The following is a 15,992-nucleotide window of genomic DNA, read 5'->3' on the forward strand; positions in this document are numbered from 1 at the left end:
AGCCCTCCCGCTCATCGAGTGCCGAAGCGAGGAACGAGCTTCGGTGTATCGAGATGCCGCAACCCGAACTCCCCAACGCAACCAACAGGTTTCGGGCAAGTCTGATTCTCGTGTCACCAGACCCCTCGTTACACCGAAGCTCGTACCTCGCTTCGGCACTCGGGGATCGGAGATCGCCCTAAGCTCGTCCGCTACGGCCCGTACCCTCGTACCTCGCTTCGGCACTCGGGGATCGGAGATCGCCTTAAGCTCGTCCGCTACGGCCCGTACCCTCGTACCTCGCTTCGGCACTCGGGGATCGGAGAAGCTCGGCGCGACTCGGCGCGACGCCTCGCCGCCACACTCAACCAAACACTTCACTCCCCCAGCCGCGGCGGGCCCGACCTGTACGTCACCGGAGTCTTCGACAGCGCAATGGGATTGGCGACCTGGCGCGCCGACGACCCCGGCACCTCGACCGTCGGCGACAACCCCAACTGCTCGCCCAGCTCGAATGCCTCGGCGACGGTGTTGATCGGCCCGACTGGCACGCCGACCTCGTTGAGCACCGCGAACCACTCGTCGGCCGAGCGCGTCACCAGTCGCCCGGTCAGCAGCGCGAACAACTCCTCGCGGTGTGCGACGCGAGAAGCGTTGTTGCAGAACCGATTGTCGTCGGACAACTCCGAAACACCCAGTGCCCCAACTAGTGCCGCGAACTGTTTGTCGTTCCCGACGGCGAGGATGATCGGCCGGTCGGCGGTGGAGAACACTTCGTACGGCGCGATGCTCGGATGCCGGTTGCCCATCGCCGACGGCACCACACCCGCGCCGAGGAAGCCCGACGCCTGGTTCACCAACGACGACAACGACGCCGACAACAGGTTCGTCTCCACCCGCTGCCCCTCGCCGGTCCGATCGCGGTGTCGTAACGCGGCCAGAATCCCGGTGAGCGCGTGCAACCCGGTCAGCACGTCGACGACGGCCACACCCATCTTGGTGGGCGTGGCGGCGTCGGGCCCGGTGACGCTCATCAGCCCGCCGACGGCCTGTACGAGCAGGTCGTACCCGGCAAGTGCAGCGCCCTCGCCCGATCCGAATCCGGTGATCGAGCAGTACACGACGTCGGGCCGGACCCGCTGCGCGTCGTCGTATCCGAGCCCGAGTTTCTCCATCGTCCCGGTCCGGAAGTTCTCGACGACGACGTCGGCGGAGGCGATGATCTCCAACGCCCGCGCCCGCCCGGCGGCCGAGCCCAGATCGATGACCACCGACTCCTTATTGCGGTTCACGGCGTTGAAATAGGTCGCCTGACCGTCAGCGTCGAGCGGCGGGCCCCAGGCGCGCGTGTCGTCGCCGGTGCCGGGCCGCTCGATCTTGATGACCCGAGCTCCCAGGTCACCGAGCATCATCGTCGCGTAGGGTCCGGCCAGTACCCGACTGAAGTCGGCGATCACCAACCCGTCCAGCGATCCGATACTCACAGTGCGCCGCCGCGCAGGTAGGTGGTGCAAGCGTGCGTGAAGAACTCGCGCGACGCCTCCCCCTGTTCGCTCGGCCCGTATCCGCTGCGCTTGGCACCGCCGAACGGAACGTGCGGGTCCGCGCCCGCGGATTCGGAGTTGATGTGCACGATTCCGGTCTCCAATTCGGCCGACGCCCGCATCGCCGTCTCCAGATCACGAGTGAACACCGCAACCGACAATCCGTACTCGCCGTCGTTGGCGAGCGCGAACGCCTCGCCGACGTCGGCTGCCCGACGCACCGCGAGCACGGGACCGAACAGTTCGTCGCGCCAGATGTCGTCGTCGCCGTCGATCTCCAGCACCGTCGGGGCGAAGAAATGCCCCGACGCCACGTCGCCGACGGAGCCCTGCGCCACCATCCGCGCTCCGGCGGCGATCGCCTTCGACGTCGAATCAGTCACATAGGCAAGTGATTTCGCGTCGATGAGCGGCCCCATTTCGACGCTGCTCGACGACGGGTCGCCGACCACCAACGCCTCGACACGCTTGGCGAGCCGTTGCGTGAAGTCGTCAGCGATCGACTCGGCGAGCACCAGCCGCGACGTCGCCGTGCACTTCTGCCCGGTCGAGCGGAAAGCGCCTGCCATCACCTGGTCGACGGCGAGGTCGAGGTCGGCGTCGGCGAGTACCACGGCCGCGTTCTTGCCACCCATCTCGGCCTGCACCGGTATTCCGCGTGCGGCGGCCGACGCCGCGATCGCACGTCCGACACGGGTGGAGCCGGTGAAGGTGATCGCGTCGATCCGCGGGTCGTCGACCAGCCCGCCGCCTACGGCGCTGTCGGCGACGAGGAGGTTCAGCACGCCGGCGGGCAGACCGGCGTCGTGCAGCGCGGACGCTAGCCGCATCGCCAGCAGCGGCACGGCCGCGGCGGGCTTCCACACGACGGTGTTGCCGTAGATCAAGGCGGGCGCGATCTTCCACGCGGGGATGGCGATCGGGAAGTTGAACGGCGTGATGGCCGCGACCACGCCAACGGGCTTGCGGGTCACCAGAATCTGCTCCCCGCGGCGCGGCGAGTGATAGACGGTTCCGGCATCGCGGTCGGCGGCACCGGCGCAGTAGCGCAGGATCTGCGCGGCCCGACGCACCTCACCGATACCTTCGACGAGTGTCTTGCCTTCTTCGACGGTCAACTCGGCGCCCCAGGATTGCGCGTGGTCATCGACGATCGACGCTGCGGCGGACAGGATCGCCGCCCGCTCGTGCATCGGCGTCGACGCCCATCCGCGTGCGGCGCGGTGCGCGGATTCGGTTGCGGCGGTGAGCTGTTCGGGCCCGGCGAGCGGTCCGGCCGCGACCAGCACGGTGGTGTCGGCGGGGCTGTGGACCGCGTGCGCCCGTCCGGATCCGGCCACCCATTCGCCGTTGATCAACTGTTTGAGCTCAACAGTCACGTCATTCTCCTGATTCTCAGTGGGATATATGTCGGGCCAGCGCCCCTCCGCTGGTTGAGCGAGCGCAGCGAGTCGAAACCCACTCCAAGACGAATTACCAACTGTCGCAAAATGTTTGGATGGTTGACATCGCCGTCATGCGGGGTTTCGACACGGGCCTACGCTAGCGCTCCGGCCCGGCTCAACCAGCGCGACTCGATCCAACGCTCCGGCCCGGCTCAACCAGCGCAACTCGCTCGCGCTCCGGCCCGGCTCAACCGGCGCACTCAGCGCAGTCGGCACTAGCGGAACGCTTGAATTCCGGTGAGTGCCTTGCCGATGGAGAGCATGTGCATTTCGCTCGTGCCCTCGTAGGTCAACACCGATTCCAGGTTGTTGGCATGTCGCAGCGGAGAGTACTCCAGGGTGATTCCGCTGGCTCCCAGGATGGTGCGGGCGGTCCGGGCGATCTGCAGTGATTCGCGGACGTTCAGCTTGCCCAGGCTGATTTGATCGGGGGTGATCCGGCCGGCGTCTTTGAGCCGTCCGAGTTGCAGCGCGAGCAGCACTCCCTTGCCGAGTTCGAGCGTCATGTCGGCGATCTTCTCTTGTGTCAGTTGGTATCCGGCGAGCGGCCGGTCGAAGACCTCCCGGGTCGCGGCATAGGCGATAGCCGCCTCGAGGCTGTCCCGGGCGGCACCGAGCGCGCCGAAGACGATACCGAAGCGCGCCTCGTTCAGGCACGACAGCGGGCCGCGCAGCGACGTCGCGCCGGGCAGGCGGGCGGAGTCGGGCAGACGCACGTCGTCGAGGATCAGCTCGGAGGTCACCGATGCCCGCAACGACAGTTTGCGGTCGATGTCACGAGTGGTGAATCCCGGTGTGCCCCTGGGCACCAGGAAGCCACGGACGCCTTCGTCGGTCTGCGCCCAGACGGTCGCGACGTCGGCGAGACCGCCGTTGGTGATCCACATCTTGGTTCCGTTGAGGACCCAGTCGTCGCCGGAGCGTCGCGCGCGAGTCCGCATTCCCGCGGGATTGGAGCCGAAGTCGGGTTCGGTGAGGCCGAAGCAGCCGATCGCTTCTCCCGCAGCGAGTTTCGGCAGCCATTCCTGCTTCTGTTCTTCCGAGCCCCACTTGTAGATGGAGTACATCGACAGCGATCCCTGCACCGACACGAAGCTGCGGAAGCCGCTGTCGCCGGCCTCGAGCTCCAGGCACGCCAGGCCATAGCTGACGGCGTTGGTGCCCGCGCAGCCGTAGCCCTCCAAGTGCATGCCCAGCAGGCCGAGTTTGCCGAATTCCCTTGCCAATTCGCGCGGCATCGTCGACGATTCGAACCAGCCCTGAATGTTCGGGCGCAGCGTCGAATCGACGAAATCCCTTGTGGTTGCGGCGATATCGCGTTCGTCCTCCGATAGCAGGGTGTCGATGGCGAACAGGTCGAGCGGGGCGGGCGCGGTCACGGTGGTCATGTGGGAATGCTCCTGGAGGTGAAAGTGGTTGTGGGAAAAGGGTTTCAGAGCGCGGCGAAGGCGTCGCGCAAGATGCCGACACCCTCGTGGAGGAGGTGATCGGGCATCGACAGCGGCGGCAGGAAGCGCAGCACATTGCCGAAGGTACCAGCGGTCAGGACCAGCAGCCCCTGGGCATGCGCGCGCCGCACGACCTCGGCGACAGCCGCCGGGTTAGGCGTCGAATCGCCTGCGCCCGAGACGATCTCGACTGCAACCATCGCTCCGCGGCCGCGGATGTCGCCGATGATGCCCGACGAATTGTCGAAGGTTGCGAGCTCGCTGAGCAGCACGTCGCCGATATCCGACGCCCGCTGGAGCAGCCCTTCCTCCTCGATGGTCTCGAAGACGCCCAGCGCGGCGGCGCAGGCGATCGGGTTACCGCTGTACGTGCCGCCGATGCCGCCGGGATGCGCGGCGTCCATGACGTCGGCACGACCGGTGACCGCGGCCAGCGGCATGCCGCCGGCGAGGCCCTTCGCCGTGGTGATGAGGTCGGGGACGACGCCCTCGTGTTCGCTGGCGAACCACGCACCGGTCCGGGCGATGCCGGCCTGCACCTCGTCGGCGACGAAGAGGATGCCACGCTCGGCGCAGAAGTCGGCGACGCGCTTGAGGAAACCCGGGGCCGGGACGATGAATCCGCCTTCACCCTGGATCGGCTCGACCACGACCGCCGCGGTGTTCGACGCCCCGATCTGCGCGTCGACCAGCATCGCGAACTGAGCGAACGCCTCGTCGGCCGCGTTCTGCGGTCCGCTCGGCCAGCGGTACGGGTACGCCATCGGCGCGCGGTAGACCTCCGGCGAGAACGGCCCGAACCCCTGCTTGTACGGCTGATTCTTCGCGGTCATCGTCATGGTCAGCTGGCTGCGGCCGTGGAACGCGTGGTCGAAGACGACGATCGCCGAGCGTCCGGTGGCCACGCGCGCATACTTGACGGCGTTCTCCACGGCCCCGCTGCCGGTGTTGAACAGGGCGGTCCGCTTGGCGTGATCACCGGGCGTGAGCGCATTGAGTTTCTCGGCGACCTCGATGTATCCCTCGTACGGATTCGCCAGGAAGCAGGTGTGGGTGAAGCGCTGCATCTGCTCGGCCATCCGCTCGACGACGCGCGGTGCCGAGTTTCCGACTGTCGTCACGGCGATGCCGCTGCCGAAGTCGATCAGCGAATTGCCGTCGACGTCGACCATGACGCCGCCACCCACGGCATGGGCGTACACCGACGAAGCGCTGCCCAGCCCAGCCGGCAGCGCTTGCGCCCGACGCTGCGCGAGCGACTGCGAACGCGGCCCCGGGATGGCTGCGACGACGTTGCGGACCTGCGGCAACGTCGGGCCGCCGGTCGCGGGAAGGGAAGTTTCGACGGTGGTCATGCGGGCTCCTTCGATCTGCGAATACCGACAGGTTAGGCAGCACTCCACCGTCAACGGGATGTACGCGGCGTAGACCGTACAACACAGTGATATACGTCGCGGCCATTGCCGGATGCGGTTCGATCGGTCAAAGTATCGTGCGAGCCACGCCACATGTCCCCAACCATGTGGCGTGGCATTTGCCTACCCAGGGATACCTCCGCCAGCCGGCCGATTGCACTCTGCCGACTGACCCGCCGCGAGGGAACATCTCCCTCGCCGACACTGAGCGAGCAGATTGCAATCTGCCACAAGGGATTCGGCGACGCGGCGACAAAACCTCCACCGACGCAAGGAGGCCCCGGGCACGCACCCGGGGCCTTCTTCCGGTCAATCCTGACGGCCTCGGTCAATCTTTACGGGCCCGACGACGCGCTGCTACACCCGCGCGGTCACCTCATGGCTGATGTTGCCCGCGGTCGCCTTCGAGTACGGGCAGAACGCATGCGCCTGTGCCACAACGGCATCCGCGGTCTCCTGGTCGAATCCGGGCAGATAGGCGTCGATGGCCGCGGTGATTCCGAACCCGCCGTCGACGTCGTCCTTGCCGATGCCGACCTTGACGGTGATCGTCGCGTCGTCGGGGACCGGGGTGCCCGCGTTCTTCGACACCAGGCGCAGGGCACCCAGGAAGCACGCCGCGTAGCCGGCCGAGAAGAGCTCTTCGGGGTTGCTGCCGTCGCCACTGCCGCCGAGTTCCTTCGGCGGCTGCAGGTCGAGGTCGATCCGGCCGCTCTCCGACTGGACGTGGCCGTCTCGTCCACCGCCCGACGCCGTCGAGGACACGTGGTACACAGCGCTGACTGTCATTGCTTCACTCCGATTCGTAGCGATTGCGGTAAGTACGGGCGGTCACGGGTTACGCTCAGCCCACACCCAACCTAGTGTCTTGTGTCGGAAATTGTTGGCCGGTTGCCGTGAGTCAGCTGGACGGCTGGCAAGGCGGAGGAGGGAGCGATACCGGTAGGTATCGCGACCGACGACAACGCTGCCAGGCGTTCAGCTGGCCGCGGCATACCGCCCAATGAATTTCTGACACGGGACACCAGTTGTGGATGGACTCCGATGACGAGGATTCCGATGCGACGTTCAATCATTGCGGCAATCGTCGCCGCCTGCCTCGCGTTGTGCAGCGCGCTCACCTCCACCGCCATGGCGTCGCCGCCGGGCATCACACCGATCACCGCGTCGATGGCCGCATGCGGCGGACACACGACGACCCGGCACATTCAGTGTGGTGCGGCCTTCACCGACGCGTGGCTGCGGCACCGACACCACGCCGGACTGGTCGCCGCCACCGTCGTGACGGGTCCCGGCACGGTCGGTGTCTGGCACAGCGGCACCACCGGCGGGATCTGCGGCTACAGCACCGTCAAGCCGCTGCGGTTCGGCATGCACCACTGCGATGGCACGACGTTCGTGGTGCCATCGCTCGACGGCCCGGTTCTCGCCTCCGACGACACCGCCATCGTCGCGATGACGCACGAGTCGGCGCACGCCGTTCAGGAGCGTGCCGGCTTCGACCCGGTCGCGGTGACCCTCGCCCAGGACGCCGCCGGCATGTTTCCCCTCGAGCAGAGCGCCGACTGTTGGGCGGGAATGGCGGTGCGCTGGTTCATCACTCGCGGTATGCGCCCGCTGTCGACACTCGCGAACGCACGAAAACTGATGGCGCTCATCGGTTCTCGCGATTCCGGGCACGGCACGTCGATCCAGCGCGTCGCGGCGTTCGACGCCGGGTATCGCGACGGGGCGTCGAGCTGTGACCGGCTACTCGGCAGGCGAATCTTCGACTAGCGCCAAGGCCTGCTCACCCTGGCCGGCATCGACCAGATACCCCAGAAACAACGCCCGCAACGCATTTCGGGCGACGCCGGGTGCCACCGACCCCGGTACCGCGGCCTCATGCAACGAAAGCCCCTGGATCAGCGCCACGAACGCCTCGGCCCCGACCTCGGGGTCCGGCGAGCCGGCAGCCTTGAGACCGGCCGCGGCCGCCTCGCGCGCGGCCGACAGCGCCCCCGACACCGCATCCCGGAAGGGCTCGTTGCGCGCCGCATGTAGATACGCCTCGATGAGCGCCAACGTTTCCGGCATCCTCGGCGCCGCCACCGCGCTGAATACACTCAGCACCTCGTCGGGGGTGCTCTCGACCGCCGAAAGCCCTTCGGCGACAGTGATATTCGCCTGCGCATCCTCGGCAGCGAAGACTCGCAGCGCCTCCTCGGCGAGTTCGTCGATCGACGAGAAGAAGTAGCTGACGGTCGCCAACGGGACTCCCGCCCGCTCGGTGACCGCGCGGTGCGTCACCCCGGCGATCCCCGACTCAGCCGCCACTTCGACTGCGGCGAGCAGCAAGCTTCGACGCCGGGCCTGCGCATTCGGTCGGTGGCGGCGCTCAGTCACCCGCCCAGCATACCCACTCTGGAAAGTCTTCCAGAAAACTCTGGACGGAGTCTGGAAGTTCTTCTAGAGTTTGGACATGACGATCAACGCATTCACCGACGACGCCCTCGCCGACCACGACGCCGTCGCCCTCGCTCGACTCGTCCGCGACGGTGCGACCACACCCCGCGAACTGGCGCAAGCAGCGATTGCGCGCGCCAACGCCGTCGATCCGCAGCTCAATGCGATCGCCGCTCACGCTCCGACGGTCCGCTACTCCTCGGACACCTCTGCGGCACTCTTCGGCGTCCCGACCTACGTCAAAGACAACACCGACGTCGCCGGGCTGCCGACCAATCACGGATCGGAGGCGTTCACCGCGACGCCCGCGGCGAAGGACGGTGCGTACACCACGCAGTTCCTCTCGACCGGCGTGAGCGTGCTCGGCAAATCACGCATGCCCGACTTCGGATTCAACGCCTCCACCGAATTCATGACCGCCGCTCCCAGCCGCAATCCGTGGAATCCGGACTACTCGGTGGGCGCGTCGTCGGGCGGTGCGGCCGCACTCGTCGCCGCCGGTGTGGTGCCGATCGCACACGGCAACGACGGCGGCGGCTCCATCCGAATCCCCGCCGCGGCCGCTGGTCTCGTCGGCCTGAAGATGAGCCGCGACCGCCACCTCAACGGCGAGACCGCCAAGCTGCTGCCGGTGAACATGGTCTCCGAAGGCGTGCTCACGCGCACCGTCCGCGACACCGCCGCGTTTGTCGCCGCAGCGGAAAACCATTGGCGCAACAAGAAACTCGCCCCGATCGGCCAGGTGAATGGACCGGCGCAGCGCACCCTACGCGTCGGGCTGCTGTTCGACAGCGTCACCGGCGGCACGCTCGACGCCGACACCCGCGCCGCTGTCGAACACACCGCGCGACTCCTCGAGGCGGCCGGTCATATCGTCGAACCCGTCGGACTCCCCGTCGACGAACAGTTCGCCGACGACTTCGTGTTGTACTGGGCGTTGCTCGCCGACGTCGTCGTCAGCACCGGACGACTCATGCTCGATCGTTCCTACGACGCCACCAAGGCCGACGGTCTGCTCCTCGGCCTGCGTGCCCATCACCGCCGCAACCTGCACCGCACACCCGGAATGCTTCGACGCCTGCGAGCGGTGCCGAACCGGTACGCGGCGTCGTTTGCCCGCCACGACGTCTTGCTGTCCCCCGTCCTCGCGCACACCACGCCGACCCTCGGCTACATCTCCCCGACCGTCGAGTTCGGCGACCTCATCGAACGACTGCGCCACTACGTGTCCTACACACCGCTGAACAACATCGCCGGATCACCCGCGATCTCCCTGCCCCTCGGTCAGACCGATGCCGGGCTGCCGATCGGCGTGCAATTGTCGGCGGCCTACGGCGACGAGCGGACTCTCCTCGAACTCGCCTACCTGCTCGAAGCCACGTCACCGTTCCCGCGGATCGAGAACGTCACTGCGCGCCGGGCCGAAACATCTTCGACGGCTTCATCCGAGTCGATTCCGGCAACCATCGGTTGACGGGACGTCGCAGAGTGCAGAGGGCCGAAATCACCAGCAGGCCCGCCTGCACCCAGGCGACGACGACCATCACCGACGACACCTCGGGGTAACGCAACAGAAGGTCGATGCCGATCGGGACGCACAGCACGTTCACCACGATCGTCGCGACGAAGAAGTTGCGGACGTGCCGGCTGTGATGGTTCGCCGCGCCGACCAGCATCGGGTACTCGAGCGCGAGGAACACCACGATCATCACCAGCATGAACGGCGGGAAGAAGCTGGACAGAGAGTTCACCTGATCGGCCGGGCTCGCATTCTTGGGATCCTGCGCGATCCCTTCGACCAGTCGCTGACGCAGCAGGTCGGAGATCAATCCGAGGTTGATGAACCCATAGACAACGGTGATCAGGCCCATGGCCGCCGCGCCGTACCAGGCGATCCGGGCGTGCACCGCCAGCGCGACCGGCGCCGGACCGGGTTCGTCGGGTCGGCGCGGATACAGCGACGACAGGTCACGATCCTTCGATGTCCGGGCGATCTCGGCCATGTCTTCGGCGTCGAGTTCGGCCTGCGTCGGGATGCGATCGGGTTGGTCGGGATCAGGTGAGAGTGGCGAGCCCATGGGTTGATCCTAGGGCGTGATCTTGAGCATCCGTCCGACGGTTGCCTGCCACAGCGTGCCGCCCGACGCGATGGTGCCGGTGAGTTCCATCGGTTCGTCGAGGGGTGCGTCGCCGACCCTGAGCGTAGTCACGCGCGCACCCGTCGCGAAGTCGGTGGCGATGTAGTACACGGGGCCGAGTTGCTGAGGCCGTCCTCGTACGTAGGGCCCGTAGCCCAAGGCGTGGATCAGGCCGTCGGCGCGCGACAGTTTCGGCAGTGTCGCGATGCGATCGCCGTTCTCCCACACTCGACGGCAACCGTTCTCGGTGACGTCGATGCGCGTCGATCCGCCCTGGAACCCCGCATCGGCCGGGATGCTGCGCCCGGTGACCGCCATCGGCGGGTACTGGTAGCCGTATGTGGACCCGATCACCAGCGAGTCACCCCGCGCCATCGGCGAGTTCTCGGTGCCCTGCCCCGACGTCGCGAACGCGGGCATCCGGCACACCGACGAACCATCGTCGCTGCGGTAGACGAGAAGGTGGGGGCGTCGAGCCGCGTTGTCGACGATGGCCACCCAGCGATCACCGCCCGCACCGAAATACGTTGGCGTGGTACCGGATCCCCACGTCAGCTGTCCCGGTTTGCGGGCCGGACCGCGGTCGTATGCGCGACGCCACACCACGCGCGGCACACCGTCGGCGGCGGCCTTCATCTCGTACAGGGCGTGGGTGGTGAGGATCGACGCCCCGCTGGGTCGGATGGTCAACCCGTTGCCGAGGTCTTCACCCGCGGGGAGTTTCATCGCGCGGATGATGCGCTGCGGGCCCCGGTAGGTGACCGTCCCGACGGTGCCGTGCGTCGTCGCGAACCAGACTCGACCCTGCCAGTCGGGCGCCAGTCCGGTGACGGCATTGCCGGGCGAAAGATATTGGCGCACAACGGTTCTCTCGGCAACATACAGCTGCCATCCGACACCCGTGCGGCGATGGGCGACACGCAGAATCGCGCCGGACCCGTCAGCGACGACGACCCGGTCGCGATCGTCGAGGTAACCGTAGACGCCGCCGAGCAGTCCGCCCTTGGTCAGCGGCAGCCGGGCGGTCACCGACGCCGAGTTCGGATCGAACAGCGTCACCGTCGGGACCGCGACGCCCCCCGGACCGACGTAGTCGGTGCACAGCGACACCGGGAGTCCGTCGCGCCCGACGAACGTCGCCGCACAGGCTCCGCCCGGCACCGACGACGCTGCCAGGCGCGCGGTGCGCCCGGGTCCGCGATGGGGCGTCGAATCGGTGGAGAAGAGGTCACCGTGCATCAGCGACGTACCGTCGGGCCCGACGCCCGACGTCGGGCCGCGCGTCGCCGACGCCGGTCCCGCCGCGGCGACCAACGCCAGTCCACACACCAGCAAAGTCGGGAGTACACGATTGAGAACCGCACGGCCGCAGCGCATTCGACCATGCAAACACATCACAGTCGTGCGTCGGCACCACGGTGGTCGGTTCCCATTACCGAGATAGCCGTCGTATCAACAGATCAGCGTGACATCGACGTCGCACGACGAACCGCTGCGTCGGCACGCGGAACAGTGTTTTGATGGACACATCCAGCTCTGTCCGGCATCGACAGGAGGTCCATGTCCACCGATCAGGTCACCGACCCCGGCACCGGCGACGTGGGCGCCACCCACCGCCGCCGACCGCACCGCGCAGATCCGGGCCGCCGACGCGCCGCACTCACAGCGCCGCGAAGTGTTGGCCGGAATCCGGCAACCCGGCGAGGCAGCTGAGCGGCACATGTCTCCCATGGCGACAAATTTGAGATACTTGTCTCGCCTAGGGACTCGTGGTTTACTTCTGTCAATGGACGAACTCACCACAAGGCGGCATAAGCAATGAGCGTTCTCGATCAGGTCATCAACAAGGTTCCGATGCAGCGCCAGGTCCAAGGGATGCACATGTTCCAGAAGGCCAAGAGTTTTGTCGTCGGCGACAAGCAGCCGGTCTTCGTCGAGGAGAAGATTCCCGACGTCGACGAAGTGGCGCTGACCGAGATCGACATGAGCAATCCGTTCATGTGGCGACAGGGTCAGTGGCTGCCCTACTTCAAGCGCCTGCGTGACGAGGCACCGGTTCACTTCCGTGCTGACAGCGCCTTCGGGCCGTACTGGTCGGTGACCCGCTACGACGACATCATCGCCGTCGACAAGGACTTCGAGACGTTCTCCGCCGAACCGCAGATCGTCATCGGCACTCCGCCGGAGGGCCTGGACGTCGAGATGTTCATCGCCATGGACCCGCCCCGGCACGACCAGCAGCGCAACGCGGTTCAGGGGGTCGTCGCGCCGCAGAACCTCGACGAGCTGGAGGGACTGATCCGCTCGCGCGTGCAGGAGGTGCTCGACGACCTGCCGGTCAACGAACCGTTCGACTGGGTCGACAAAGTCAGCATCGAACTGACCGCTCGGATGCTCGCCACCCTGCTCGACTTTCCCTACGAGGAGCGTCGCAAACTCGTCCGCTGGACCGAGGTGACCGCAGCCGGTTCGGCCAGCACCGGCGGCCCGAGCGAGGTCGGCGAGATGTGGCAGGCCGCGGCCGACATGGCCAAGAGCTTCAGCGCATTGTGGCACGACAAGGCCGCGCGACTGGCCGCCGGCGAGAAGCCCGGCTACGACCTGATCACCCTCATGCAGATGTCTGAGGACACCAAAGACCTGATCCACCGGCCGATGGAGTTTCTCGGCAACCTCATCCTGCTGGTCGTCGGCGGCAACGACACGACGCGCAACTCGATGTCGGGTGGCGTTTACGCGCTCAACCAGTTCCCGGACGAGTTCGCGCGCCTCAAGGCGGACCACTCGCTCATCCCCAAACTCGTGCACGAGATCATCCGCTGGCAGACGCCACTGGCTTACATGCGTCGCGTCGCCGCCAAGGACACCGTCCTGAACGGCCAATTCATCCGCAAGGGCGACAAGGTCGTGATGTGGTACGCCTCGGCCAACCGGGACGAGGCGACCTTCGAGAATCCGGACGACTTCATCATCGGCCGGCCCAACGGTCGCAATCACCTCTCGTTCGGCATCGGTACCCATCGATGCATGGGCAGCCGACTGGCCGAGTTGCAGCTGCGGATCCTGTGGGAAGAGTTGCTGGCACGATTCGAGGACATCGCGGTCATCGCCGAGCCGGAGTTCGTGCAGTCGAACTTCGTCCGGGGCTACACCAAAATGATGGTCACGCTCACGCCGCTCGGCCAGCAGCCCACGGCCACCCGCATCCAGCCGGCGTCGGCGCGCGTCACCCAACCGGCGCCGAAGCGCTCGCACGACCGCCGGAGCAGCAAGACCACCGAAACCGAGGTGAACCTGTCGATCGCGGCGCGACGTGAAGTCGCCGACGGGGTCGTCGAATTCACCCTGACCGAGCCCTCGGGTGCCCCACTTCCGGCGTGGAACGCCGGCGCCCACATCGACCTGGTCCTCAACCCAACACTGACGCGTCAGTATTCCCTGTGCGGCAGCACGTCGGACGAATCGTCGTGGAAGGTGGGCGTGCTGCGCGACCCGGACAGCCGGGGCGGGTCGGCGTTCGTCCATGAGAACCTCTCCGAGGGCGCGACCGTCCGGGTGCGGGGTCCGCGAAATCATTTCCCGCTCGTCACCTCGCCGCGCTACCAATTTATCGCCGGCGGCATCGGCATCACACCGATCCTCCCGATGATCGAGGCCGCCGAGGTACGTGGCGCCCAGTGGAACCTGCTGTATCTCGGGCGGTCCCGGACGTCGATGGCGTTCCTCGACCGATTCGACGGCGACCCGCGCGTGCAGCTTGCGCCTCGCGATGAGGGCGACCGGTTCGACCTCACCGCGTTCCTGGCCACCCCGCAGCCGAACACGCTGGTCTATTGCTGTGGGCCCAATCCCCTACTCGATTCAGTCGAGGAGGCGTGCGCGTCCTGGCCGGACGGCAGTCTGCACATCGAACGCTTCACCGCCAAGGTGATCGAGGCATCCGACGACGCGCTCGACTCCTTCGAGGTCGAGTGTTCCCGCTCGGGCGTCACGGTGACGGTGTCCGAGGGCACTTCGGTGTTCGACGCGGTCGAGGCCGCCGGCGTCGACGTGCTCGGGTCGTGCATGGAGGGAATTTGCGGCACCTGCGAGGCCGACGTGCTCGAGGGAACCCCCGACCACCGCGACTCGGTGTTGTCCCAGTCCGACCGCGAGCGCGGAGACACGATCATGACCTGCGTCTCTCGTTCCCTATCGAAGAAGTTGGTGCTGGACCTATGACCTTTCCACGCGAATGCTGGTACGTCGCCGCCCGCGCCGACGAGTTGGGCGACGGCCTGGCGGCCCGACGCATCCTGGGCACCTCGGTAGTCCTCTACCGGCTGGCCGACGGCTCGGTTGCCGCACTGGAGGACCGATGCGCACACCGGCCCTACCCGCTTTCCGCCGGCCACCGTGACGGCGACCGCATCGTGTGCGGCTACCACGGTTGCACCTACGACCCGGACGGCACCTGCGTACTGATTCCGTCCCAGGACAAACCACCACTCGGGGCCCGGGTGCGAGCCTTCCCGGTCCACCTCAGCGGGCCACTCGTGTGGGTGTGGATGGGCACACCCGGCGGCGCACGACTGCGTCCGCCGCCCGCGACGCCGGAGCTGACGCCGGGGCAGGGCTGGTCCTGCAACGGTGCGCGCCGTGATGTCGCGGCGAACTTCCTGCTCCTGCACGAGCACTACCTCGACCTGACCAACGTGTTCGAGATGCACGCCGACATGGTGCCGCCGGGCATCGAGGCACTGCCGCCGCTTGAAGAGGTCGAGGTCTCCGAGGTATCGGTGTCCTATGTGCGGACGTTGCCCAGCGCCCCTCTGGCCCCGTGGGAGGCCGCGGCCGCGGGACTGGACACCGACGAGGCGTTCAGCCGGCGGGAGACGGGAACGTTCGTGACGCCCGGCCTGCATCGCCAAACCTACTCGATCATCGGCGCCGACGGCCCCGTGTTCGAGCTGGTGCGGCTGCATGGCTTCACGCCGCAGACCGACCGGTCCACACGCGTGTTCCTGCAATTGGCGTGGCGTGGCAGCGCCGTCGCCACCGATACCGACCGGCGGTTAGCCGAGGTCTTCGGTGCGATGGCCGACCGCGACGCCGCAGCGCTCGAAGCAATGCAGCGCTGCCTCGACGAGGACGAGACCCCACGGCACTACGTCAACGTCAAGGCCGACCGCGCCGCACTCCGCGCTCGCCGAATCGTGCACTCGATGATCGAAGAGGAACGCGGTCGCTGAGACATTGGCCTGCCGGGCTGAGCGAGGAGAACCGTTGGGTGAGCCTGGCGAAGCCGAACCGCTGGTTGAAGCCTGGATCTACCGACGGGAGGCTCCCTCCGCTGGTTGAGCCGGTCCGAGGCGCTAGCCGAGGTCCGTGTCGAAACCACGGTGAGACAACGAATTTCGGTGAGTCGAGCCGCCGGTTCAGCGGAGCGAACCCAAACCGCTGGTTGAGCGAGGCGAAGCCGAGTCGAAACCACAGTGCCGCAACATGTTTCGCACAGTCTAGGCATGTTTGACGCGCTCCGCTCGCGCGGACGAGCCCTTGCGAAAACCTACCGATAATTGTGCCAGCAAGGGCATTC

At 67.0% G+C, this 15,992-nt stretch carries 12 protein-coding genes; 4 read left to right on the plus strand and 8 right to left on the minus strand.

What is annotated here, in order from left to right; all coding sequences use genetic code 11:
* Window positions 1-356: 356 nt before the first annotated feature.
* The 5 genes from HH308_RS28885 to HH308_RS28905 form a co-directional block, all read right to left on the minus strand.
* Window positions 357-1,463 carry a CaiB/BaiF CoA transferase family protein gene (locus tag HH308_RS28885; protein ID WP_170197746.1) on the minus strand — a complete coding sequence of 369 codons (1,107 nt, stop codon included), beginning with the start codon at window positions 1,461-1,463 and terminating at the stop codon, window positions 357-359.
* The gene (locus tag HH308_RS28890; RefSeq protein ID WP_170197747.1) at window positions 1,460-2,902 is read right to left on the minus strand and encodes an aldehyde dehydrogenase family protein; all 1,443 of its coding nucleotides are present in this window, start codon (window positions 2,900-2,902) and stop codon (window positions 1,460-1,462) included. Before HH308_RS28890 ends, HH308_RS28885 begins: the two co-directional genes overlap by 4 nt.
* A gap of 281 nt (window positions 2,903-3,183) precedes the next feature.
* On the minus strand, window positions 3,184-4,356 hold the full coding sequence (locus tag HH308_RS28895) for an acyl-CoA dehydrogenase family protein (protein ID WP_170197748.1): 1,173 nt from the start codon (window positions 4,354-4,356) through the stop codon (window positions 3,184-3,186).
* Between the two features lie 44 nt (window positions 4,357-4,400).
* Window positions 4,401-5,771: a 4-aminobutyrate--2-oxoglutarate transaminase gene (gabT, locus tag HH308_RS28900; protein WP_170197749.1), complete on the minus strand. Its 1,371-nt coding sequence runs from the start codon at window positions 5,769-5,771 to the stop codon at window positions 4,401-4,403.
* A gap of 417 nt (window positions 5,772-6,188) precedes the next feature.
* Window positions 6,189-6,620 (minus strand): organic hydroperoxide resistance protein, encoded by a 432-nt coding sequence (locus HH308_RS28905; protein ID WP_170197750.1) that lies wholly within the window; start codon window positions 6,618-6,620, stop codon window positions 6,189-6,191.
* Between the two features lie 270 nt (window positions 6,621-6,890).
* On the opposite strand from HH308_RS28905, the gene HH308_RS28910 reads away from it, so the two are divergent.
* Entirely contained in the window at window positions 6,891-7,607 is a 717-nt protein-coding gene (locus HH308_RS28910; protein WP_170197751.1) for a neutral zinc metallopeptidase, read from the plus strand.
* Here the strand turns inward: HH308_RS28910 and HH308_RS28915 are convergent.
* Window positions 7,581-8,216 carry a TetR/AcrR family transcriptional regulator gene (locus HH308_RS28915; RefSeq protein WP_170197752.1) on the minus strand — a complete coding sequence of 212 codons (636 nt, stop codon included), beginning with the start codon at window positions 8,214-8,216 and terminating at the stop codon, window positions 7,581-7,583. The genes HH308_RS28910 and HH308_RS28915 overlap by 27 nt on opposite strands.
* 76 nt (window positions 8,217-8,292) lie before the next feature.
* On the opposite strand from HH308_RS28915, the gene HH308_RS28920 reads away from it, so the two are divergent.
* Entirely contained in the window at window positions 8,293-9,750 is a 1,458-nt protein-coding gene (locus tag HH308_RS28920; RefSeq protein ID WP_170197753.1) for an amidase, read from the plus strand.
* Here HH308_RS28920 and HH308_RS28925 read toward each other — a convergent pair.
* Together HH308_RS28925 and HH308_RS28930 are read right to left on the minus strand one after the other, a co-directional pair.
* Window positions 9,683-10,354 (minus strand): hypothetical protein, encoded by a 672-nt coding sequence (locus tag HH308_RS28925; RefSeq protein WP_170197754.1) that lies wholly within the window; start codon window positions 10,352-10,354, stop codon window positions 9,683-9,685. The two genes, HH308_RS28920 and HH308_RS28925, sit on opposite strands and share 68 nt — an antisense overlap.
* Window positions 10,355-10,363: 9 nt before the next feature.
* Window positions 10,364-11,791 carry a hypothetical protein gene (locus HH308_RS28930; RefSeq protein WP_246284927.1) on the minus strand — a complete coding sequence of 476 codons (1,428 nt, stop codon included), beginning with the start codon at window positions 11,789-11,791 and terminating at the stop codon, window positions 10,364-10,366.
* 441 nt (window positions 11,792-12,232) lie between these two features.
* On the opposite strand from HH308_RS28930, the gene HH308_RS28935 reads away from it, so the two are divergent.
* Both HH308_RS28935 and HH308_RS28940 read left to right on the plus strand, forming a co-directional pair.
* Window positions 12,233-14,635 carry a cytochrome P450/oxidoreductase gene (locus tag HH308_RS28935; RefSeq protein WP_170197755.1) on the plus strand — a complete coding sequence of 801 codons (2,403 nt, stop codon included), beginning with the start codon at window positions 12,233-12,235 and terminating at the stop codon, window positions 14,633-14,635.
* Window positions 14,632-15,645 (plus strand): aromatic ring-hydroxylating oxygenase subunit alpha, encoded by a 1,014-nt coding sequence (locus HH308_RS28940; protein ID WP_170197756.1) that lies wholly within the window; start codon window positions 14,632-14,634, stop codon window positions 15,643-15,645. Before HH308_RS28935 ends, HH308_RS28940 begins: the two co-directional genes overlap by 4 nt.
* Window positions 15,646-15,992 lie beyond the last annotated feature (347 nt).

The organism is Gordonia asplenii (assembly GCF_012933505.1).
In the GTDB taxonomy this organism is placed as follows: Bacteria; Actinomycetota; Actinomycetes; order Mycobacteriales; family Mycobacteriaceae; genus Gordonia; species Gordonia asplenii.

Coding starts and splice junctions, on each gene's coding strand:
- HH308_RS28895 (WP_170197748.1), bottom strand. CDS start 4,356: ATGACCACCGTGACCGCGCCCGCCCCGCTCGACCTGTTCGCCATCGAC.
- HH308_RS28910 (WP_170197751.1), top strand. CDS start 6,891: ATGCGACGTTCAATCATTGCGGCAATCGTCGCCGCCTGCCTCGCGTTG.
- HH308_RS28930 (WP_246284927.1), bottom strand. CDS start 11,791: ATGCGCTGCGGCCGTGCGGTTCTCAATCGTGTACTCCCGACTTTGCTG.
- HH308_RS28935 (WP_170197755.1), top strand. CDS start 12,233: ATGAGCGTTCTCGATCAGGTCATCAACAAGGTTCCGATGCAGCGCCAG.
- HH308_RS28920 (WP_170197753.1), top strand. CDS start 8,293: ATGACGATCAACGCATTCACCGACGACGCCCTCGCCGACCACGACGCC.
- HH308_RS28940 (WP_170197756.1), top strand. CDS start 14,632: ATGACCTTTCCACGCGAATGCTGGTACGTCGCCGCCCGCGCCGACGAG.
- HH308_RS28905 (WP_170197750.1), bottom strand. CDS start 6,620: ATGACAGTCAGCGCTGTGTACCACGTGTCCTCGACGGCGTCGGGCGGT.
- gabT (WP_170197749.1), bottom strand. CDS start 5,771: ATGACCACCGTCGAAACTTCCCTTCCCGCGACCGGCGGCCCGACGTTG.
- HH308_RS28925 (WP_170197754.1), bottom strand. CDS start 10,354: ATGGGCTCGCCACTCTCACCTGATCCCGACCAACCCGATCGCATCCCG.